This is a genomic window from Candidimonas sp. SYP-B2681, from assembly GCF_003971065.1.
In the GTDB taxonomy this organism is placed as follows: domain Bacteria; phylum Pseudomonadota; class Gammaproteobacteria; order Burkholderiales; family Burkholderiaceae_B; genus Pollutimonas.
This window is the reverse complement of record NZ_RYDV01000001.1, coordinates 530261-551231: the sequence shown is the minus strand read 5'-3', so window position 1 is coordinate 551231 and position 20971 is coordinate 530261. Positions and strand designations below refer to the sequence as shown.

Sequence of the window (20971 nt, the reverse complement as noted above, 5' to 3'; positions counted from 1 at the left end):
AAGTTTTCGGGTATTTAGCGCTGCCGCCGCCAGTTGCAAACAAGCACACCCGTCACGGCAATCACAAACCCCAATAGCTGAATCGCGCTGAGTCGGTCGCCAAAAAGAAAATAGGCCTCAATCGCCGCCAAAGGCGGAGCCAGGAACATCAGTGATGACGCCGTAGCCGCCTGACCCCTGCGCACGATCCAGACCAGCAGCAATGTTCCAATTCCTGAAAGCACGAACGCAGCCCAAAGCAAGGACGCCCATAACTCAACTGACCAAATCCAGCGATCTTCGCCCAAAATCCACACGAATAGACCAGTAAAGAATACCGAGCCAATGTTCTGCAAAGCTGCGGAAACACGAATATCGACTTTCGATATCGACGTCTTCTGCAGGATAGTGCCGAATGTAATCGACAATATGGCAAGCAAATCAATGAGCAGAACAACAATAGAGAACGATTCATTGCCGTTACGGCCCAAGCTTGGCTGTATAACCAGGAAAACACCCAGTAAGCCTAACACAAGGCCAAGCCATATCTTGCGCGTTGGAATCTCTTTGAGTATGGGGATTGCCAGGAAGGCCGTCATCAGAGGTTGCAGTGCGCCGAGAAGAGCCATGATAGCGGGGGGCAGCCCGCCTGCAATGGCCCAATAGGTTGCCGATAAATACAAACCCTGCAGCAATATGCCTGCGAATAAATGTTTAGGTATCTCGCGCCAAGGCGGCCAAGTCAACCTGGCATATGACACTATCGCCGTGAACATGGCTGCGGCGATCAAAGTACGAACCAGAAGAAACAAGGTGGGGTCGGCGTACGGAACTATCGCCTTCCCCACAATGAAGCCGGTAGACCAGATAAAGACAAATAATATCGCCAACGCTACCATCTTCAGGCTCGCTTCCGATTCAACGACAACTACAGTCTGGCCTTAACAACATATCAAGGTTCGGCGTGCCCATAGCCCCCACCTCCAGGTGTCTCGATAACAAACATATCGCCCGGGGAAAGTTGAATGCTATCTTGTGGGCCGAGCGGTGTACGGCTACCGTCTGCGCGCTCGACATAGTTCACGCCCAGCATGCCGGGCTGCCCGCCAGCAAGCCCAAAGGGAGGATACACTCGATTATTCGACAGAATGGCGGCGGTCATCGATTCAAGGAAGCGAACCTTTCGCACACCGCCATCGCCGCCGCGCCAACGCCCTGCGCCTCCGGAAGCCCGTCGAATTTCGTAGGATTCGAGCCTGACGGGGAAACGTAGTTCCAATATTTCAGGATCAGTCAGACGCGAGTTCGTCATATGGGCTTGCACCACCGAAGTCCCATCGAAGCCGCCCGCCGTTTCGAATGGCATGCCGATGCGTTCCGGTCCTGCGCCTGTGCCACCGGACACCGTCTCGTAGTACTGGTATTGGTGATTTCCGAAGGTGAAATTGTTCATGGTTCCCTGGCTTGCGGCCAAAACACCCAATGCTCCGTATAAGGCATTAACGATGCACATCGACGTTTCCACATTGCCGGCGACAACAGCAGCCGGAGGATTCGGCTTTAGCATGGATCCCTGCGGCACGATGATCTGGAGCGGCTTCAGGCAACCTGCATTCAAGGGGATATCGTCGTCCACCAGCGTTCTGAACACGTACAGCACTGCCGCTACGGCAATGGATTCAGGCGCATTGAAATTGTTGTCCAGTTGTGGCGATGTCCCGGTAAAGTCGATGGTGGCACTGCGTTCTTCGTGCCGTACCGTGATCGCGACGCGGATATGGGCGCCATTGTCCAAAGCGTAGTCGAACTTGCCGTCACGTAAGCGGGTAATGACTTTACGGACCGCTTCTTCCGCGTTATCTTGCACGTGCTGCATATACGCAGCGACCACGCCTAGTCCGAACTGATCGCACATATTCAGCAATTCACGGGCGCCTTTTTCATTGGCGGCAATCTGTGCGCGCATATCAGCCAGATTTTGATCGGGATTGCGGGCCGGCCATTGACCGGATCCCAATATTGCCCGGGCTTCGGCCTCACGAAAAATGCCATTGCCGACCAATTGGAAATTAGTAAACAGTACACCTTCATCGGCTACCGTTTTGGAATTAGGCGGCATGGAGCCCGGGGTCAGACCGCCGATATCGGCATGGTGTCCGCGCGAGCCAACAAAAAACAAGATATCTACGCCTGCGCGGTCGAATACCGGCGTGATCACCGTAACGTCGGGCAAATGGGTGCCACCGTGGTAGGGATCGTTCACCACATAGGCGTCGCCCGCCTGCATCCGGCCCTCATTCTCGCGCATCACCGTCTTGATGGACTCACTCATGGAGCCCAAGTGAACCGGCATATGGGGTGCATTGGCAATCAGATTGCCCTGTACGTCGAAAATGGCGCAAGAAAAATCCAGCCGCTCTTTGATGTTCACTGAATACGCTGTGTTCTGCAAGCGGACGCCCATTTGATCGGCGATGGACATGAAGAGATTATTGAATACCTCCAGCATGATGGGGTTAACCTGCGAGCTGACTTCCATTTGGCCGGTCAATGCCTTCAGTCGCGTCAAGACCCAATGGTTTTCAGGCGTCAACCTGGCCTGCCACTCGGGCTCGACGACGATGGTCTGATTGGGTTCGGATATGATCACAGGGCCGTCAAGCACGTCTTCGGCCTGTAAATCCGAGCGCTCATATACGGGTGTGTCATGCCACGCACCAGCGCTGAACATGGGCCGGACAGCACGTGGCCGGGGTGCTCCTTGACGATCCGACATAGGGGCTGGCGGCTCCGCAATTTGGTCACCTGCAAGGCTGGCTTCAAGCGATATCGACTCCACGACGAGACGCCTTTCGGGCATCAGGAAAGAATAGCGCTGGCGATAGGCTTGCTCAAAGTCCTCTTGCATAGCAGCGACCGAATCGGAAAGCAGCACGTCAAGGGCAGTATCAGTGCCTTCATATTTCAAATGAACGCGGCACACACTTTGTATCGTGCCCTGCTGCGTGTGCTGCTCACCCATGCCTTGCGATGCTTGTTCGGTCAACTCGAAACGGTATGCCTGCAGGCTGCTTAAAAGCGCTTCCTCCAACACCTTCTCTACGGTTTGCTGACGAATTTCAATCTGATCCGCCAAGCCCATTCCATAGGCCGATAGGACGCCTCCGTAGGGGTGGGAAAAAATGCGCGTCATGCCTAGGGCGTCGGCCACCAGGCATGCGTGCTGGCCGCCTGCACCGCCGAACACAGTCAAGGCATATGTGGTGACGTCGTGGCCCTGCTGAACTGAAATGCGCTTGATGGCCTCTGCCATATTTCCGACCGCAATGGAGAGAAATCCTTCCGCCAAAACTTCTGGGCTCATGCTCCTTCCGGTCGCGCGTGTTACCTCTAGCGCCATGTCGTTGAACTTTTGGCGTACGGTATCAAGATCCAGCGGCTGGTCGGCTTGAGGGCCAAATACGTTAGGAAAGAAATCGGGCTGTATCTTACCCAGCATGACATTGCAATCGGTAACGGCTAATGGACCGCCACGGCGATAGCAAGCCGGCCCGGGATTGGCGCCGGCTGAATCGGGACCGACACGCAGGCGGGCTCCATCGAAGTGCAGGATAGAACCGCCTCCGGCCGCAACGGTGTTGATGCTCATCATTGGGGCTCGCATACGAACACCAGCCACCTGCGTCTCGAATTCGCGCTCGAATTCACCTGCATAATGAGAAACGTCCGTGGACGTACCCCCCATGTCGAAACCGATAACCTGTTTGAACCCGGCACGCTCGCTGGTGCGTGCCATACCCACGATACCGCCTGCAGGGCCTGACAAGATTGCATCTTTTCCGCGGAATCGGTCGGCGTGTGTCAAACCGCCGCTGGACTGCATGAATAGCAGCGGAACACCTGGAAGCTCAGAGGCCACTTGCTCGACGTATCGTCGCAATATTGGCGAAAGGTAAGCGTCAACGACAGTCGTATCGCCGCGCGAGACGAATTTGATCAAGGGACTGACTTCATGCGAGACCGATACCTGGGTAAAGCCGATACCGCGAGCAAGCTGTGCCACCATCGCTTCGTGCTCCGACCGAATCCAGGCATGCATCAAGACAATGGCAACCGCTCTTACGCCGTTATCGTAAATTTCTGTCAGTTGCGCGCGGACCACCTGCAGATCGGGCGCGTTAAGGACTTGTCCCTGAGCGTTCACACGTTCGTCGATTTCGACGACACTTTCGTACAGTAGTTCTGGCAACACGATGTGGCGATCGAACAACCGTGGGCGGTTCTGGTAGGCAATGCGCAGCGCATCGCGGAATCCGCGTGTCGTTATCAGTACAGTGCGTTCGCCCTTGCGCTCGAGCAAGGCATTCGTTGCAACGGTGGTACCCATCTTCACGCATTCGATCTGTTCGACAGGCACGGCTTGATCTGCTGCTACATTGAGTATACGTTTAATGCCTGCTACCGCGGCGTCACGATACTGCTCTGGATTCTCCGATAACAGTTTCGTTGTGATGATATTCCGATCAGGCGTAACCGCAACGATATCCGTGAAGGTACCGCCACGATCGACCCAAAATTGCCACTTCATCATGCTTGCTCCGCTTGCGTTTGGACGTCGCAAAGCGACAATAGCTTTGCAACCCCCCTAGAAGGGAACGATTAGAACGCACTTTGCTGTCTCGAAACAAAAATTGAGTTGACACCATACTAGGAATTACCCTCAGTTAGTGCCTTAAGGGAATGAACGTCTAAGTTCCCACACTACAATCGGCGGCTTGTGTGCTGTTCTTGTGTGATATTTCCAATTAAGGATCCCCAATGAAAAAGACGCTCGCCTTATTAACAGCAACCAGCGCCGCTGCTTTCGCTTTCAACGTTCAAGCCGCCACCAAGTGGGATTTGCCTAGCGCGTACCCCGCATCAAATTTGCATACGCAAAATCTCGAGCAGTTCGTCAAAGACGTCAGTAAACTTTCGGGCGGCGAACTTCAGATCACGCTGCACAACAACGCCTCGTTGTACAAGGCGCCTGAAATCAAGCGTGCCGTTCAGGGCAATCAGGCGCAGATCGGGGAAATCCTGCTTACGAACTACGCCAATGAAGACCCAGTTTATGCACTAGACGGCCTGCCCTTTTTGGCGACTGGTTACGATGCTGCATGGAAACTTTATCAGGCGCAAAAAGACTTATTGAATAAAAAACTGGCCGCCCAGGGCATGACACTGCTTTATACGGTCGCATGGCCCCCTCAGGGTATTTTTGCCAACAAAGACATCAAAACGGTCGACGACTTGAAAGGAGTAAAGTGGCGCGCTTACAGTCCGGTAACCGCCCGGATCGCCGAACTTGTCGGGGCCCAGCCCGTAACCATTCAGCAGTCCGAACTGGCGCAAGCAATGGCCACAGGCGTTGTTAACGCTTTCATGACATCGGGCTCCACCGGGTGGGATACCAAGACCTACGAGTACATCAAAAAATTCTACGATACCCAGGCCTGGTTGCCCAAGAATGCCGTTATCGTGAACAAGAAGGCCTTTGATGCGCTGGACGAAAAAAGCAAGAAAGCGTTGCTCGAGGCTGGCCAAGAGGCCGAAAAGCGCGGCTGGGCATTATCCAAGGAAAAAACTCAGTGGTACCTTGATAATCTGGCGAAAAACGGCATGGAAATCGTCAAGCCCAGCCCTGAATTGATGCAGGGCCTTGATAAAGTTGGAACCACCATGCTAACTGAGTGGATCCAGAAAGCCGGACCAGACGGGCAAAAAGCAATTGACGCGTTCCGGGCCAGTAAATAAGCATGCGCCGTTTTCTTGATAATCTTTATCTGGTGTCGGGCGGCCTGGCGGCAATATTCATGGTCGGCGTACTGGTGGCAGTGGTTATGTCCGTCAGTACCCGCCAGCTTGGTATACACATAGGTGGCCTGGATGCGTATGCCGGCTACTCTATGGCCGCCGCCGGCTTTCTCGCGTTAGCACATACGTTCAAAAGCGGCGAGCACATACGTGTCACCCTTTTGCTTTCCGCGTTGCCGATGAAAGGTCGTATGCGGCTCGATATTCTTGCACTACTTGTTGCCTGCCTGATTACAGCAAATTTGTGCTGGTTCAGTGGAAAGCTGGTCCTGGACTCTTTCTCTTACAACGACATCTCGACGGGCGACGACGCCACTCCTTTATGGATACCGCAGCTTGGCATGGCGATAGGCACGTTTATCTTTTTTATTTCAGTGCTCGACGAAACCGTAAGGCGCATGCGCGGTATTCCTGAGACCGTGCAAGGCGAAGAAGCGCACTATGAATGAAGCACTAGTAACATCACTTTTGGTCCTATCCATCTTTGGCTTTCTAGCGGGTGGAGTATGGGTTGGACTGACTCTGGCAGGGGCTGCCTGGCTGGGCATGGAGCTCTTTTCCAACCGCCCTGCGGGCGACGCCATGGCGATCACCATATGGGGCGCTGCTTCAAGCTGGACGCTAACGGCCCTGCCTCTGTTCTTGTGGATGGGCGAGATCCTTTTTCGTTCACGGCTTTCGCAAGATTTGTTTAAGGGACTGGCCCCTTGGCTGGACCGCATTCCGGGTCGACTGCTACACACCAACGTGGTGGGCTGCGCCATCTTTGCGGCAGTTTCCGGTTCGTCGGCAGCGACTTGCGCCACCATCGGCAAAATGACCATACCCGAACTGACTCGGCGCGGTTATCCGCAAGATCAAATCATTGGTACTCTGGCGGGGGCCGGCACGCTAGGTCTGCTGATCCCGCCGTCAATCATAATGATCGTATACGGCGTATCGGCCGATGTTTCCATTTCGAAGTTGTTCATCGCCGGGATTTTTCCGGGTATCTTGCTGGCAGGCCTTTTCATGGGGTACATCGCCATCTGGGCGCTGTTGCATCCGGACCAAATACCTCACGCCGACAAGCCATTGACCTTTTCGCAAAAAATATACGAATCACGTCACTTGATACCCGTCGTCATTCTTATCGCCGTCGTTCTCAGTTCCATCTATACGGGCTTCGCGACCGCAACCGAAGCGGCCGCGGTCGGTGTGCTGGGGTCGCTGTTGTTGTCGCTGGTACAAGGATCGTTGAACTGGAAAGTATTCAAAGAGTCGTTGATGGGGGCAACCCGCCTGTATTGCATGATCGCCCTCATCCTGGCCGGTGCCCAGTTCCTGACTCTGGCTATGGGTTATATCGGCTTGCCGCGTGCATTGGCTGAATGGATAGCCACCCTGGGGCTTTCGCAGTTCGGGCTCATCATGGCCCTGATGGTCTTCTTCATCATTTTGGGGTGCTTCCTTGATGGCATATCGATTGTCGTGCTTACCATGGGAGTCTTGCTTCCTACCGTTACGGCAGCAGGCATAGACCTTATCTGGTTCGGAATCTTCCTGGTGTTCGTGATCGAAATGGCACAAATCACTCCGCCTGTGGGCTTTAACCTGTTTGTGCTTTCAGGAATGACCAAGAAAGAACTGCCTTACCTCGCAAGGGTTTCGTTTCCGATGTTCCTGCTTATGATTGTCGGGGTTCTGCTTGTTTACGCAATGCCGGAAATTGCTACCTGGCTTCCCAAACACATGACGATGTAAAGATGGTCTTGTGGTGTTTCGTGAAACACCACAAGACTGCTCTATTGAGCTCGACGTTGCAGGTCGTCAAAAGACATTAATTCTCCTGCCAGTGCACTGGCTGCAACAGTGGGCGGGCTCGCTAACCACACGAGACCCGGCCCAGATCGCCCCGGAAAGTTCCGATTTATGGCGCTTACGGTAACTTGATCCGGATTTGTCGATACTCCCGGTCCACAGTTAGCACAGGCACCACAAGAAGGTTGCAGGATGCGGGCACCGATTCTTTTGAAGACCTGATCATATCCCCGCTCAACACAATAGTCGCGCACTGCCGTTGTGCCATATTGCAAGTACAGCTTAACGTGTTCAGGCAATCCTATATTCCGCTCCAGCGCCCAAGAAAGCACTTGGTAATACAGGTCGAAATCGGCCCGCTTGCCCCCTGTACACGATCCGCCGTAGGCAATATCAATCTTCACTTTATGATGCAGCTGGCACAATGGCACGCCGCGCCCAGGATCTCCAGGTTCGGCCACAATCGGCGTAAGGGTTGAACAATCGATGTTGCTCGTATGGGCGTAGTGAGCGCCGTCATCACTATGCATCCAGGACTCAAGCTGAAATTCAATTCCGCGGCGGTCCTGGATAAACTCGATCGTTTTCGCATCGGGAGCAACAATTCCGGTAAACCCGCCTAACTCGGCCACCATATTGGTAAGAGTGGCCCTTTCGTCGATGGACAATGACTGGGTTACAGGCCCGGCGAATTCAAACACTTTACCTACGCCCACCCCGTCTCGAACCGCTGGCTGCGCCAATAAGTGCAAAACGATGTCTTTGGCGGTTACGCCTGTTGGCAAAGCGCCTTGAAGGTTAACTAACACTTGCTCCGGCATGGTCATTCGGGTGGCGCCCGTCATGAATGCATTGGCCATGTCGGTCGTGCCCACGCCAAAGGCAACGCAGCCCAGAGCGCCACTGTGAGGGGTATGAGAGTCAGTACCTACGACGACCTGGCCCGGAAGCGCATAGTGTTCCGCCATCATGGCATGCGAGATTCCCGCAACGTTGCTGCCGTCATCAAGCAGCGCCTCTTCGTCGGTGAGGGTGCGATGCATCTTCAAGCCGTATTTCTGGCAAAAATCACGTTGCGCTTCACACATCGCCACCATATTGGGAATCAGTCCCCCTCGTATATGGGCCGGACTGTCGTGCATATAAGACGTATGGTCCTCGAAGACCAGGATCGTTTCCGGATCCCGCAGTTCTAAGGATTCGCCGTAAGCCATTCCCAGCATATGCGCGCACATGGCGGTGTAGTACTCGTGTATGAAGCGCCAGTCGGCTCGTACAAAAGCACCTTCGCCTGGCTTGGGGTCGGCGGGAACATCGCTCGTTTCCAACTGATGGCGGCCAACGATCTTTTCGAAAAGGCTTAGCTGACGACCATGCACCGGCACATAGTGCACATCGATCTGCTGCATATGCTTTTGGCCGTATCGCAACAGCCCGCCACTTTTAATAATAGCGGCGGCAAGCTCGTCGCGGTCGGCGATCAGCTCTTGAATACTTATTGCCTCACCGCGCTCGATACGCGCAAGAAGCCCAAAGTCGGTTGAAGTGAACAGTCCGATGTTATCTGCGTTTTGCCTATAAATCCTTTCGAAGCTCTCGGCAATGACTAGGCGCACACCAGCATATAGCTCTGCCGATGGACTATGTTCGCGCGATGAACCTTTACCATACCTTTGCCCTCCGACCACGACCTGAAATGCGCTCTGCGCGACCGAGTGTCTTTCTATGGGGAATTCGCCGGCAACCTTAAGTCCGGTATACACGAACTGGCCCAACTTTTGATCGTAATGAGACAGTATGCTGACCGGAGTTATCTCGTCAGTCGACACATCATCGCGCAAGCTAGCCGCACTTGCATGATCGAACTGGATTCCCTGTAATTGTCGCCGTATCTGTTCAGGGTCATTACACAAATAAAGGATTTTGCCAAAAACGATGGCTTGGTCGGATATGTTTTTCATAGCCCAGATTTTGCCTGGATATCAATGCAAGGCGAACTAGTAAAGCAGCAGAAGGGCCATCGAAAAATGCGATAGCGTTGTTTACACCTTTACAACCTAATCCTGTAGCGCCTCGATCAAGGCTTCCACAGATCGCAGCCGCGGCGACTTTCGCAACGAGTAAATCCATAATTCTCGCGCCGCCCAGACTTCTACTAGAGGCTTGCGTACAAACTTTCGAGTTCCGGCATAAGCCCGGGCCGCACTTCGCGGAATGATCGTAATGCCCAAGCCTGCTTCGACCATGCGACAAGCGGCGTCGAAACTGCTGACTTGTACCGGTATGCTTGCAGTGCCAAGTACTTCCTTGGCTTTTTGAAGCAATAACGTATCCAGCGAACCGCCGGGATGTACCCCTATCAAGGGATACGCCAGTGCCTGAGTAAATTGAACATACCGCTCGCTCGCCAACGCATGCCCAACTGGCACAACCACCAGCAAGGGGTCTGAAGAAAAATACCAGGATTCCAGACCCGCTGGCACATCCGTTTTCACGCCGACGCCAACATCCGCTTTATCGTCGAGACAGGCGCGTATCACCTCGTGGGTATCGACTTCCGACAATGCCAGGGTCACATGTGGAAACGTTGTTGTGAAGTTCTTAAGGCGTTCGGGAAGATATCCTATGATCGATGACATATTTGCCCATAGCCTGACTGTACCGTTGACCACGCCGTCTGAAGCTTGAACGTCACGTTTTAACTGCTGGATATCATCGTCTATCTTCAGGCCACGTTCGAACACCACCTGCCCGGCATTAGTGAGCTCAATCCCGCGGGGCGACCTTACAAACAATGGCACGCCCAAGGCATACTCCAGATCCGAAATCCGGCGGCTCAACGCCGACGCCGCAATATGCTCCCTTGCCGCGCCGCGCGCGATAGACCCCTCGGTTGCCGTCGCCACGAACAGGCGCAAACTATAAGGATCGATACGTCGTGTCATAAGCCCCGCCAGCGTTGATAGTGTGGGCTCGAGCAACTGGCCCTGCCCGACTCAAAATAACGTACTGTATAAACCCATTCCCTCATCGCCAAACGAGATGGCGCCCATCCCGAAAGAGCTCTGGTTATCGTAAGCGCCGATACCTAGAATCGGCCCTGGTGCTATTTGATTCATCCAGCAATATTCAATATGGCGGGCGATGAACGGAATTTTATTCGTCGCTTATAAAAAAGCTCGTTTAAAAGGAGACAAACTTGAATCGTCGAAAGCTGCTTATAAGCTTGTTGACAGGGACTCTTTGGGTTACTGGCCCAGTCTGCGCTTATGCATCAGGCTCTTACCCGGAGCGACCTATACGAATAGTCGTCACAAGCGCTCCCGGCTCCGGCCTTGATACGGTTGCCCGTACCATTTCAGCAGATCTCGGCCAGATGTTAAAGCAAATGGTCATTATTGATAACAAGGCCGGCGCAGACGGGATTCCCGGAACAAAAGAAGTGTTAGCCTCGGCATCAAACGGTTATACATTGGGACTGATTTCATCGAACCATTCGGTGAATCCCAGCCTGAACAAATCATTGTCCTACGATTCAATAAACGACCTTACCGCGAGTACGCTTTTAGGTTACGTGCCGCTGGTGTTAACTGTGCCGGCTAACTCGCCCTACAAGACAGTCCAAGATCTCGTCGGGGCGGCGCGCAAAGCTTCTGAAGCCCTTAATTATGGTTCGTCCGGATCTGGCAGTGCATTGCATTTAGCCAGTGTATTGCTGGAAGCGAAGTCAGATATAAAAATGATGCACGCTCCCTACAAAGGTGGAAGCACCCTTGTGAGCGATTTGATTTCTGGACAAATTCACACAGCCTTTCTGGCGGTTCCGGCAGCACATGCACAAATCAAGGCGGGTACTATTCGTGCGCTTGCGGTATCTACCATGCCGCGTTTCACCAACTCATCAAGAACGATATTGACCTTAGCGCAAAATTTATCAAGCAAGCGGGAATTGATAAAGCGCCCTGAGGTCGTCCATTCGAGTCATTTGTTTTGAATTCAAGTGGGTTCGATGCACACCTGACTAGTTGGGCTGCAGTTGTCCCGCCGACAATTTTAATTCGCGCTGACACAAAGCTGCCAATTGCACATCGTGCGTTACCAGCATCAGGGTCGTCTGATGTTCGCGATGCAGTGCGAACATCAAATCTACTATTTTTCTGCCATTCTGGGTATCGAGACTACCGGTGGGCTCGTCGGCAAACAACAGGCGTGGCTGTACGACAAAGGCACGGGCAAGCGAGACTCGTTGCTGCTCGCCGCCCGATAGTGTCTTGGGATAATGGTGCAAGCGATCCTTAAGTCCGACGCGTTCCAGCATATTCCTGGCTGCCTCTAACGCAGGCTTTCCAGCAAGCTCAAGCGGGAGCATTACGTTCTCCAATGCCGTCAGATTAGGCAGAAGTTGAAACGACTGAAAGACAAATCCGACATGCGCCGCCCGTAATGCTGCGCGTGCTTCTTCGTCTAAGGTAAATAGATCATGTCCTAAAAGCTTGACCTGTCCTGATGTGGGAACATCGAGCCCTGCCAACAACCCTAGCAAAGTGGATTTTCCAGAACCTGAACTGCCGGTTACGGCGACGGCCTCGCCATCCGCGACGGTGAAACTGACATTGCTTAAAATATCGAGGACACCTGAGGAGTCACTGACTCTTTGGCATAATTGATTGACTTCAATCGAATGGATGTAATTCATGTGGATACGCTTGCGTCTTATGGTAGCGGCACTATGTTGGCTGCCTTTTTCAAACATGGCTGCGATCGCGGCCACGGATCCCGAACCTGAGCCGGCAATATTGGTGGTCGGCGATAGTTTATCTGCAGAATATGGCTTGCAGCGTGGCTCGGGCTGGGTGGCCCTGCTCGATCGCCGTCTGTCGAACGAAAAAACAGGATACCAGATCCGTAATTCCAGTATCAGCGGCGATACCACCAGCGGCGGCGTTAGCCGCCTGCCTGCTGCGTTGGAGCAGCATCAAGCGAAAGTCGTGATCATAGAGTTGGGCAGCAACGATGCCTTGCGAGGCTTGTCGTTGACGGCGACAGAAGATAATTTGTCGAAAATGATTAGCATGTCGCAGCAGTCGGGGGCCCAGGTACTGCTGGTCGGCATGCAAATTCCGCCTAATTATGGCAGGCCGTATTCTGAACGATTCCGGCAGATTTTTGCATCGCTCGCGAACCGATATAACATTGCCCTTGTGCCTTTTCTACTGGACGGTATTGCGACTGAGCGTGACATGTTTCAGGCCGATGGCATACATCCGAACGAGCAGGCTCAAGCAATATTGGCGGAAAACGTGTGGAAGCATCTACAGCCATTGCTTAAGCCATAAGCGATCGCTGACCGCCCAACCAGGACATCCCGGACGCCATGGCAGCATCCGGGATACTTCGGCTTAATTTCGCGCCGTATCGCCAGCCAGAGCCTTTTGTGCGTCTGGCAGCATTTTCACGTTTGCCTCAGCTTTCATGGACTTGAGCACGGCTTGTTCCTCGGCACGGGCCCAGGCCTGATTCAGTTCTGCCGGCAAAGTCGCCAGCAGCGGAGAGTCGGTCTTACCCGGTTTGGCATCTTCAATACGGATTACTGCAAACCCTTGCGGACCTTTTACCCCGGCATACTGGGGCAACTTCTTGGTCGAAACAGAGAATGCGGCGTCAACGACCGGTTTATCAAGGCCTTGAGCATTGATGCGGCTAATGCTAAGCGGCGTACCGAATTGCTCGGGAACAATGGTTTGGTTCGGGCTGTTCTGGAAAGTGGCGAGCAGATCCTTGCCGGCCTTTTCAGCGGCGGCGAGCGCCCCTTCTTCCTTCAGTTTTTCCTGGATATGGCTTTTAACCTTGGCAAGCTCGGGGATATGGGCCGGCGTGACAGCGCTCACCCTGACAACGATCATTGTGTCTGGCGAAATTTCGATAACACCGGAGTTCTGTTTGTCGTTCAAAGCCTGCTGAGTAAACAAAGCACGGCGGACGCGTACATCGTCTAGGAGCGACGCATCTTCACCAGCGGAAGCCGCATTTGCGCCGACTTCATCAGACGGCAAGAGACGATCTCGCGCAATACCGGCGGCGGATTTTATTTTCATCCCCAATGCGTCGGCAGCGGGCTGCAGGCTGGTGGGATTGTCGTACACCAGACTCGTCAGGCGAGTTGCCATGTCGGCAAAGCGCTCTGCCCCCAGTTGACGCCGCACTTCAGCCTCGATCTTGGACCTGGCTTCGTCAAAGGACTCACCTTTTTCAGCCTGGATATCGCTGGCCTGGAATACGTGATAACCGCCAGGGCCCTCAACGGCATCCGAGACCTGACCTTTTTCTAGCGCGAATACTACCTGCTCGAGGTTTGCTGGCCAGGATCCTTTTGTGATCCACCCAAGCTTGCCGCCGTCTTTAGCTGTACCAGCGTCTTGCGATTCGCTGCGAGCCGTTTCGGCAAACGCAGACGGGTCAGCGCTAAGCTTCTTGGCGATTTCTTCAGCCTTGGTTCGGGCAGCGGCACGCTCGTCGTCGGACGCAGCAGTGGCAACACTGATTTGTATATGACTGACGTTTACGCGCGCAGGCTGCACATAGCGCGCCTTGTTTTGCTCGTAATATTTTTGCAGATCTTCAGGCGTAGGCGCCGGAAGATTTTCCATGGCCGCTGGTTCATTCAAAAGAATATATTCAGCACTGACCTGTTCCGGAAGCTCGAGACTTTGTTTGTTCTTTTCGTACCATGCCTGAATGTCGGCATCGGTGATCATCAGGTCTTTTTCGAAATCACTGACCGGAAAAGCGGCCAAACGGACGGTTCGTTCTTCGGTCAGTACATGTTCAAGACGATCGACAACCGCGGCGGGAACGCTTGCGGTCAGTGCGATCGGGCCCAGGACGCGATCGAGCGCCAATTCTGCGCGCTGGCCTTGTTCGAAATCGCGTGTGTTAAGGCCCGCTGACGCCAGCACCTGGTTATATCTTTCCGGCGAAAACTGCCCGTCGACCTGCAATTGCGGCATAGAAGCAATTGCTTGACGCAGCGCTGTGTCGGAAACACTGAAGCGTTCCTTTGTTGCGGTGGTTGCGACTACCCTGCGATCGATCAGGGATTCAAGCAAGACGCTGCGCGCTGCGGGATTATCAAGCACGGCAGGATCAAATCCGCCCTGCGCGTTTTGCTGGATCTGCTCAAGCTGATTACGGCGCGCCTGATCGAACTCTTGCGACGTGATAGTGGAGTCTCCGACTTTTACAAGTGGTTCATCGCCAGACACATAGTTGGAATACCCACTTACGCCAATCAATACGAAAGACGGAAGAATCAGTACCAGCAGAACGAGTTGCATCAATCGTTGATGCGTACGTATAAAATCGAACATTTATCACCCACTGACACGCAGCCTATAAGGTCGTGCGCGACGGTTACATCAAAAAAGGCGACCAAAATCGCCATGATTACGAAAACCCGAGTAGAACACTAAAATTTTGTTCAGTTTACCATCACCTTTGCCCTAGTTAGCAGTGCAATTCACGCAACTGGCGATAAACTAATCGCATTCTTTATATCGCTGCATTCATTACCGGATTACCAAAGATGCTTGATCCTTGTCCCCATTGGCCCTATCCGAAACTGATCGCTCATCGCGGCGCAGGCCGTCAGGCACCGGAAAACACGTTGTCATCGATGCGCTTTGGTGCCCAGCATGGTTTCACCATGATGGAATACGACGTTAAGCTCAGCAAGGACAACATAGCGATACTTTTACACGACGACTCGGTCGATAGGACGTCAAGCGGAACCGGCTCGGCCGCTGAAAAAATGTTTGTAGAATTGGCGCAACTCGATTTCGGTTCTTGGCATTCGCGCGATTATGCCGGCGAACCGATTCCAACATTGCATTCGATTGCGGCTTATACGCAGGCGAACGGTATTCTCAGCAATATCGAAATCAAGCCGTCGACCGGAACGGAAATGGAAACCGGGAAACAGATTGCCCGCCTGGCTCAGCGGCTTTGGGCCAACGCCGAGATCCCGCCTTTGCTATCTTCGTTTTCTGAAATGGCTTTGCAGGCGGCCATGGAAGAAGCGCCAGAGCTGCCCCGTGCTCTACTTATTGAAAAAGAAGTGCCTGTTGATTGGCAACGCCGTGCCGAACGATTGGGTTGCACAGGTTTGAATCTAAATCATAAGTACGCCACACTGCATTTGGTCAGGTCGATACGCAAGGCGGGCTACACTCTGGCTATCTGGACCGTCAATGATCCCGCCCGTGCTCGAGAGCTTCTGGACTGGGGCTGCAACGCTATTGTGACTGACGAAATCCAAACCATCTCACCTGCTTATTTTATCTGATTGCGTCGTCACGACGCATTCTTGACAATCCTAAATCCTGCGATCCCGCTATCCGACGATGCGGCAGTCTGCACCTCGAGGAAAAACTTCTTGTTCAGTTACCGACACGCTTTCCATGCCGGCAATCATGCCGATGTTTTAAAGCACTCCATATTCGTCCACATTCTGGATTATCTGAATCGAAAGGATGCCCCGTATTGGGTAATCGACACCCATGCGGGTGCCGGACTATACGATCTGCAAAGCGAGTGGGCCCTGACCAATGGCGAGTACGTTGACGGATTGGACCGCCTGCTGGGCGCCGAATCCATGCCAGCAATGATAGAGCGGTATCTCGAAGAGGTTCAAGCCTTCAATCCCGATGGCGTAGCCAATTTCTATCCCGGCTCACCCTGGCTTGCGCTGCGTGCATTACGCGATCGCGATCGGCTGCGGCTGTTTGAGATGCATCCTTCGGAAGTAGAAATACTGAAGCACAACTTATCCGAGCAGGGTCGTGCTGCACTGCGGCAAACGACGATATATCAGGCAGACGGCTTCGAAGGCTTGAAGTCGCAGCTGCCGCCACCCAGCCGTCGAGGCGTTGTGATCATTGACCCATCTTATGAAGACAAGCAAGATTACCGAAGAACCCTGCAGGCAGTAAACGAAGGCTTGAAGCGATTTGCCACGGGTTGTTTTGCGGTCTGGTATCCCTTGGTGCAACGGCTAGAGGCCCAAGAGCTTGCACGTTCGCTGGAACGTCTGAAAACGCCATGGGTGCATGCCACCCTGACCGTACGTAAGCCGGCCATCGATGGATTCGGCTTGCATGGCAGCGGCATGTTCGTCGTTAACCCGCCGTGGACGCTGCAGGCAGAACTGGCGCGCACGTTGCCATGGCTACGAGACAAACTGGCGGTCGATGACCGAGCCGACTTCACCCTGAACCAGCACGGCAACTGACAAGGCTACAGGAATTTTTCGGCGTCTTTGAGGTAGCGCCATTGTCCGGGAGGCAAATCGCCCAAGACGATCCGGCCAATGCGAACTCGTTTAAGCCCTATCACCTTAAGGCCAACCTGCTCACACATCCGGCGGATCTGGCGCTTTTTGCCTTCTTGAAGGATAAACCGCAACTGATCTTCATTTTGCCATGTGACGTGGGCAGGCCGCAGTTGCTGACCGTCAAGCGACAAACCATGATTCAGCATGGCAAGACCATTGCCACCGATCTTGCCGTGGACTCGCACCAGGTATTCTTTTTCGATCTCGGAATCGTCACTTATAAGCTGCCGAGCAATTCGTCCGTCTTGGGTCAGCACCAGCAAGCCCTGGGAGTCGATATCCAGGCGTCCAGCCGGGGCCAAGCCACGCAAATGCGCTGGATCGAAACGCAAGGGCGATTTGTCGACTCGGTATTGAGATGCCGCAGTGATGAGCGATGCGGCCGGGCGATAGCCCTGTTCGGCCTGGCCAGACACATAGCCCACCGGTTTGTTCAGCAATATCGTGACACGCCCTGTCTGGCGGCGCTGAGCCTGTTTTTCGAGTGTGATTTTCTGGTCAGGCCAGGCTTTGCTGCCAAGCTCCGACACAACAACGCCATCCACTCTGACCCAGCCGCGTTCGATATAAGCATCGGCCTCGCGGCGTGAACAAAGACCTTGTTCGGCCATTAGTTTTGAAATTCGTATTTTTTCCATGAGCGGTATTTTAAGACTTTGGCGATAATATAGTTTATGGAACTCTTCCCGCCTTATTACAGCGACTGGCTGGCATCGCCCTCACCTTCATTTAGCCGGCAACAAAAGTACTGGTTGTTTCGTCCAGGTGCATTAACTTCCGGACTACGCACCATAGGCGATGTGCAATTGCGCGTGGTCCGAGAGCAGGCACAAGGTCTGCACCAGTCGGAAGCATGGATGCTCAAGCGCAACGCACGTTCACCCGTGTGGACGCGTGAAATTGTCATGTCGATCAACGGCACGATCAGTGTATTTGCCAGAAGCTTCACACCTCTGGATGCCTCGCATGGCTTGTGGCAAGGAATGCGTCGGCTGCGCACCCGGCCCCTCGCTGATATGCTTTATCACAACCCTCAGATTACGCGTTCAGTCTTTTTCGCCTGCCGCCTGACCGATCAGCATCCTATATACCGATCGGCACGAAGCCTGCTGGGTAAAGAATGCCCGCCCGCGAATGGTATGTTGGCCCGATGCTCCGTTTTCTGGCGACAAGGTCAACCGTTGCTGGTTGCCGAATGTTTTTTACCGGATTTCTGGGCTTTGGCAGCCAAATCAGCCTATGATCAGGGCCTGCGCTTGAAAGAGCTTTAGGGTCGGCATCATACCATTACATAGCATGCCAGCCGATTTTTTTAACGCCACACCGCAATCTCGACAGGCACGCTGTCGTCCGTAGACGACACCAAAGCCGTGCCTTCTTCGATGGTTACATGCAAAATCATGTTTCGCTTTGTCAATTGCGCGAGAGCCTGAACCTGCGCCGGACTCACAGACAGAATACTCAAATTTTGCACACGAGCCAAGGCACTCTGCACCCCCTGCCACCAAACCTGACTGGCATGGCCGCCATAGCAGAACACTACGACGCGTTCCGACTTGCCGCTTGCCTGCAATATGCGACGCTCATCGGGATGGCCAAGTTCGATCCAGTTCAAAATCGTACCGGTCAGATCCTTTTCCCAAAGCGACGGCTCGTCAGTGGTGCTAAGCCCCCGCGTGAATGCCAAGCCCTCGGTGGCATACAGGGCGAACGCCAGCACCCTGAGCATCATGCGTTCCTCGGTTTCCGAAGGATGGCGTGCCAAAGTCAGGCTGTGACTATCGTAGTAGCCGCGGACCATATCGGCCACGTGCAATTCCAGCTTGAAAATCGTGGCTCGTAATGCCATACATAACCTTTACAACTGCTTCAACTAAAAACCGACTGCCTGCCCGTCTCGGCGACTGTCGCTGGCGGCCACATAACCACGGGCCGGATCATCCGATAAACGACAAATGAATTGACCGGCGCCGAAATCCATATAAGGATCATGTACCGCTTTAAGAATATGCCCTTTCGCTTGCAGGCCCAGGGTCACCGCTTCGCTGATACCTGTTTCCAGATCGAGCGTAAAGTCCCTGTTTAGCTTCCAGCGCGGAGCACAGCAAGCCGCCTGGGGCTGTTGATCGTAATCAAGCATGCGTACCACGGTTTGCAGATGCCCTTGAGGTTGCATATCGCCGCCCATGACGCCAAAGCTCATTACAGGCGCACCGTCGCGAGTGAGGAAGCCAGGGATAATGGTATGGAATGGCCGTTTACCGCCTTCGACCACATTGGGCGACGCCGGATCCATCGAGAATCCATACCCCCTATTTTGCAAGCTGATTCCTGTGTCGGGCACAACCACGCCGGAACCGAAGCCCATGTAATTGGACTGAATAAACGACACCATCATTCCGCTTTCATCGGCCGCCGTCAGATAAATGGTGCCACCCGACGCGGGACGGCCCGGACCAAATTGCGTAGCACGGTTTCGATCGATTAACCGAGCGCGGCTGGCCAGATAGCCGTCGTCGAGCATTTGCTCGGGGGTCACTTCCATACTGCGCGGATCAGACGCATAGCGGTATAAATCGGCAAACGCAAGCTTCATCGCTTCGATTTGGAGATGCTGAGATTCAGTGGAATCTACAGGCAAATCGGCAACGTCGAAGTTTTGCAAGATACCCAGAGCCATCTGGGCAGCGATTCCTTGCCCATTCGGAGGAATTTCATGCAGTTCATAACCTCGATACTCTTTCGAGATCGGAGTAACCCACTGAGGTTGGTAGTTGCGTAAATCATCCAGCGTCATGGCCGCGCCGCAACTCTGGCTGAATGCAGCGATTTTTTGGGCCAATTCGCCTTCGTAAAAATCCCGGCCTTTGCTCTGGGCGATACGTTTCAGTGTTCGAGCCGCATCAGGCAACGAGAACAACTCACCAATATGCGGCGCCCGGCCCTCGGGCATGAATGCCTGGGCGAAGCCCGGCTGATCTTTGAGTTCAGCTGCTGCCGCTACCCATTTCCGATGTACGACGGGCGGAACGCTGAAGCCGCGTTCGGCGATTTCAATTGCAGGCTCGAACAATGATTCGAAAGGCAGTTTGCCGTAACGCTCGTGCAGGCAGGCCCAACCGGCCACGACGCCAGGGACCGTTACCGTGTCCCAGCCACGCAGTGGCATTTTGGCAAGACCATCAGCGTTGACACCATATTTCCGTTTGAAATATTCGACATTCCAGGCGGCTGGCGCCACACCGGAAGAATTCAGTCCCTGAAGCTGTTTGCCATCCCAAAGTATCGCGAAACAATCACCGCCCAACCCACAGGATACAGGTTCTACCAGTACGATAGTCGCCGCAGCAGCAATGGCGGCGTCAATGGCGTTGCCGCCCTTGAGCAACATGCGCAACCCTGCTTGCGCAGCCAGAGGATGAGAGGTTGATACGACGTTGCGAGCAAAAAGCGGAGTGCGCTCGGTGCGATAAGGATTATCCCAGTTGAATAGCTTCATATATAGACCTCTACGCCCTAGACACAGCAGCAAGCGCGCGCGGAAATAGTGAAAAAACAAAAGCCGGCTAGCGGGTTTCGGCCGGTTCAGGTGGACCTTAAAGCGCGTCGATGCCGCTTTCGCCGGTACGGATGCGAATTGCCTGCTCGACCGCTGTGACGAAAATCTTGCCGTCGCCGATTTTTCCGGTAAAGGCCGCCTTGATGATAGCGTCGATGGCGGCTTCTACCATTGCAGCCGGCAGTACAACCTCGACCCTTATTTTTGGTAGAAAATCGACAACATATTCGGCGCCACGATAAAGTTCGGTATGCCCTTTCTGACGACCGAATCCCTTGACCTCGGTCACCGTGAGGCCACTGACGCCGATATCGGCAAGTGCTTCTCGCACCTCGTCAAGCTTAAACGGCTTGATAATTGCCGCGACTAGTTTCATTGGATAGGCTCCG

At 53.8% G+C, this 20971-nt stretch carries 18 protein-coding genes; 8 read left to right on the top strand and 10 right to left on the bottom strand.

Annotation, left to right across the window (positions count from 1 at the left end):
- Positions 1-14: 14 nt before the first annotated feature.
- Together EKL30_RS02650 and EKL30_RS02645 are read right to left on the bottom strand one after the other, a co-directional pair.
- Positions 15-878, bottom strand: a complete 864-nt coding sequence (locus EKL30_RS02650; RefSeq protein ID WP_126705620.1) for a DMT family transporter — start codon at positions 876-878, stop codon at positions 15-17.
- Positions 879-931: 53 nt separating this feature from the next.
- The gene (locus tag EKL30_RS02645) at positions 932-4567 is read right to left on the bottom strand and encodes a hydantoinase B/oxoprolinase family protein (RefSeq protein WP_126706003.1); all 3636 of its coding nucleotides are present in this window, start codon (positions 4565-4567) and stop codon (positions 932-934) included.
- Positions 4568-4797: 230 nt separating this feature from the next.
- On the opposite strand from EKL30_RS02645, the gene EKL30_RS02640 reads away from it, so the two are divergent.
- Genes EKL30_RS02640 through EKL30_RS02630 form a run of 3 tightly spaced genes read left to right on the top strand, consistent with a single transcriptional unit; the run spans position 4798 to position 7578 of the window.
- Positions 4798-5775, top strand: a complete 978-nt coding sequence (locus EKL30_RS02640; protein ID WP_126705619.1) for a TRAP transporter substrate-binding protein — start codon at positions 4798-4800, stop codon at positions 5773-5775.
- Between the two features lie 2 nt (positions 5776-5777).
- Positions 5778-6284: a TRAP transporter small permease gene (locus EKL30_RS02635; RefSeq protein WP_126705618.1), complete on the top strand. Its 507-nt coding sequence runs from the start codon at positions 5778-5780 to the stop codon at positions 6282-6284.
- Positions 6277-7578 carry a TRAP transporter large permease gene (locus EKL30_RS02630; protein ID WP_126705617.1) on the top strand — a complete coding sequence of 434 codons (1302 nt, stop codon included), beginning with the start codon at positions 6277-6279 and terminating at the stop codon, positions 7576-7578. Before EKL30_RS02635 ends, EKL30_RS02630 begins: the two co-directional genes overlap by 8 nt.
- A gap of 41 nt (positions 7579-7619) precedes the next feature.
- Here the strand turns inward: EKL30_RS02630 and EKL30_RS02625 are convergent, their stop codons facing one another.
- Positions 7620-9596, bottom strand: coding sequence for an aconitase family protein (locus EKL30_RS02625; protein ID WP_126705616.1), 1977 nt, complete (start codon positions 9594-9596; stop codon positions 7620-7622).
- Between the two features lie 96 nt (positions 9597-9692).
- The gene (locus EKL30_RS02620) at positions 9693-10580 is read right to left on the bottom strand and encodes a LysR family transcriptional regulator (RefSeq protein WP_126705615.1); all 888 of its coding nucleotides are present in this window, start codon (positions 10578-10580) and stop codon (positions 9693-9695) included.
- Positions 10581-10834: 254 nt separating this feature from the next.
- Between EKL30_RS02620 and EKL30_RS02615 the strand changes: the two genes are divergently transcribed.
- Positions 10835-11629: a tripartite tricarboxylate transporter substrate-binding protein gene (locus tag EKL30_RS02615; RefSeq protein WP_126705614.1), complete on the top strand. Its 795-nt coding sequence runs from the start codon at positions 10835-10837 to the stop codon at positions 11627-11629.
- A gap of 27 nt (positions 11630-11656) precedes the next feature.
- On the opposite strand, the gene EKL30_RS02610 is transcribed toward EKL30_RS02615, so the two are convergent.
- Positions 11657-12331 (bottom strand): ABC transporter ATP-binding protein, encoded by a 675-nt coding sequence (locus EKL30_RS02610; RefSeq protein ID WP_126705613.1) that lies wholly within the window; start codon positions 12329-12331, stop codon positions 11657-11659.
- Here EKL30_RS02610 and EKL30_RS02605 point away from each other — a divergent pair.
- Complete coding sequence (locus EKL30_RS02605; protein WP_126705612.1) at positions 12330-12971, top strand: arylesterase; 642 nt, start codon at positions 12330-12332, stop codon at positions 12969-12971. The genes EKL30_RS02610 and EKL30_RS02605 overlap by 2 nt on opposite strands.
- 63 nt (positions 12972-13034) lie before the next feature.
- Here EKL30_RS02605 and EKL30_RS02600 read toward each other — a convergent pair whose 3' ends face one another.
- A complete protein-coding gene (locus EKL30_RS02600; RefSeq protein WP_126705611.1) occupies positions 13035-15002 on the bottom strand; it encodes a SurA N-terminal domain-containing protein in 1968 nt (655 codons plus the stop codon).
- A gap of 215 nt (positions 15003-15217) precedes the next feature.
- Here EKL30_RS02600 and ugpQ point away from each other — a divergent pair, with 215 nt between their 5' ends.
- Both ugpQ and EKL30_RS02590 read left to right on the top strand, forming a co-directional pair.
- Positions 15218-15976 carry a glycerophosphodiester phosphodiesterase gene (gene ugpQ / locus EKL30_RS02595; RefSeq protein ID WP_126705610.1) on the top strand — a complete coding sequence of 253 codons (759 nt, stop codon included), beginning with the start codon at positions 15218-15220 and terminating at the stop codon, positions 15974-15976.
- 90 nt (positions 15977-16066) lie between these two features.
- The gene (locus tag EKL30_RS02590; protein WP_126705609.1) at positions 16067-16921 is read left to right on the top strand and encodes a 23S rRNA (adenine(2030)-N(6))-methyltransferase RlmJ; all 855 of its coding nucleotides are present in this window, start codon (positions 16067-16069) and stop codon (positions 16919-16921) included.
- A 5-nt stretch (positions 16922-16926) separates the two neighbouring features.
- Here EKL30_RS02590 and EKL30_RS02585 read toward each other — a convergent pair whose 3' ends face one another.
- Positions 16927-17661 (bottom strand): pseudouridine synthase, encoded by a 735-nt coding sequence (locus tag EKL30_RS02585; protein WP_126705608.1) that lies wholly within the window; start codon positions 17659-17661, stop codon positions 16927-16929.
- Positions 17662-17697: 36 nt separating this feature from the next.
- On the opposite strand from EKL30_RS02585, the gene EKL30_RS02580 reads away from it, so the two are divergent.
- A complete protein-coding gene (locus EKL30_RS02580; protein ID WP_126705607.1) occupies positions 17698-18294 on the top strand; it encodes a chorismate lyase in 597 nt (198 codons plus the stop codon).
- Positions 18295-18335: 41 nt separating this feature from the next.
- Here EKL30_RS02580 and EKL30_RS02575 read toward each other — a convergent pair whose 3' ends face one another.
- The 3 genes from EKL30_RS02575 to EKL30_RS02565 form a co-directional block, all read right to left on the bottom strand.
- A complete protein-coding gene (locus tag EKL30_RS02575; RefSeq protein ID WP_126705606.1) occupies positions 18336-18872 on the bottom strand; it encodes a YaeQ family protein in 537 nt (178 codons plus the stop codon).
- Between the two features lie 24 nt (positions 18873-18896).
- Complete coding sequence (locus EKL30_RS02570) at positions 18897-20522, bottom strand: gamma-glutamyltransferase family protein (RefSeq protein WP_126705605.1); 1626 nt, start codon at positions 20520-20522, stop codon at positions 18897-18899.
- Between the two features lie 97 nt (positions 20523-20619).
- Positions 20620-20958, bottom strand: coding sequence for a P-II family nitrogen regulator (locus EKL30_RS02565; RefSeq protein ID WP_102069545.1), 339 nt, complete (start codon positions 20956-20958; stop codon positions 20620-20622).
- Positions 20959-20971: the final 13 nt, after the last annotated feature.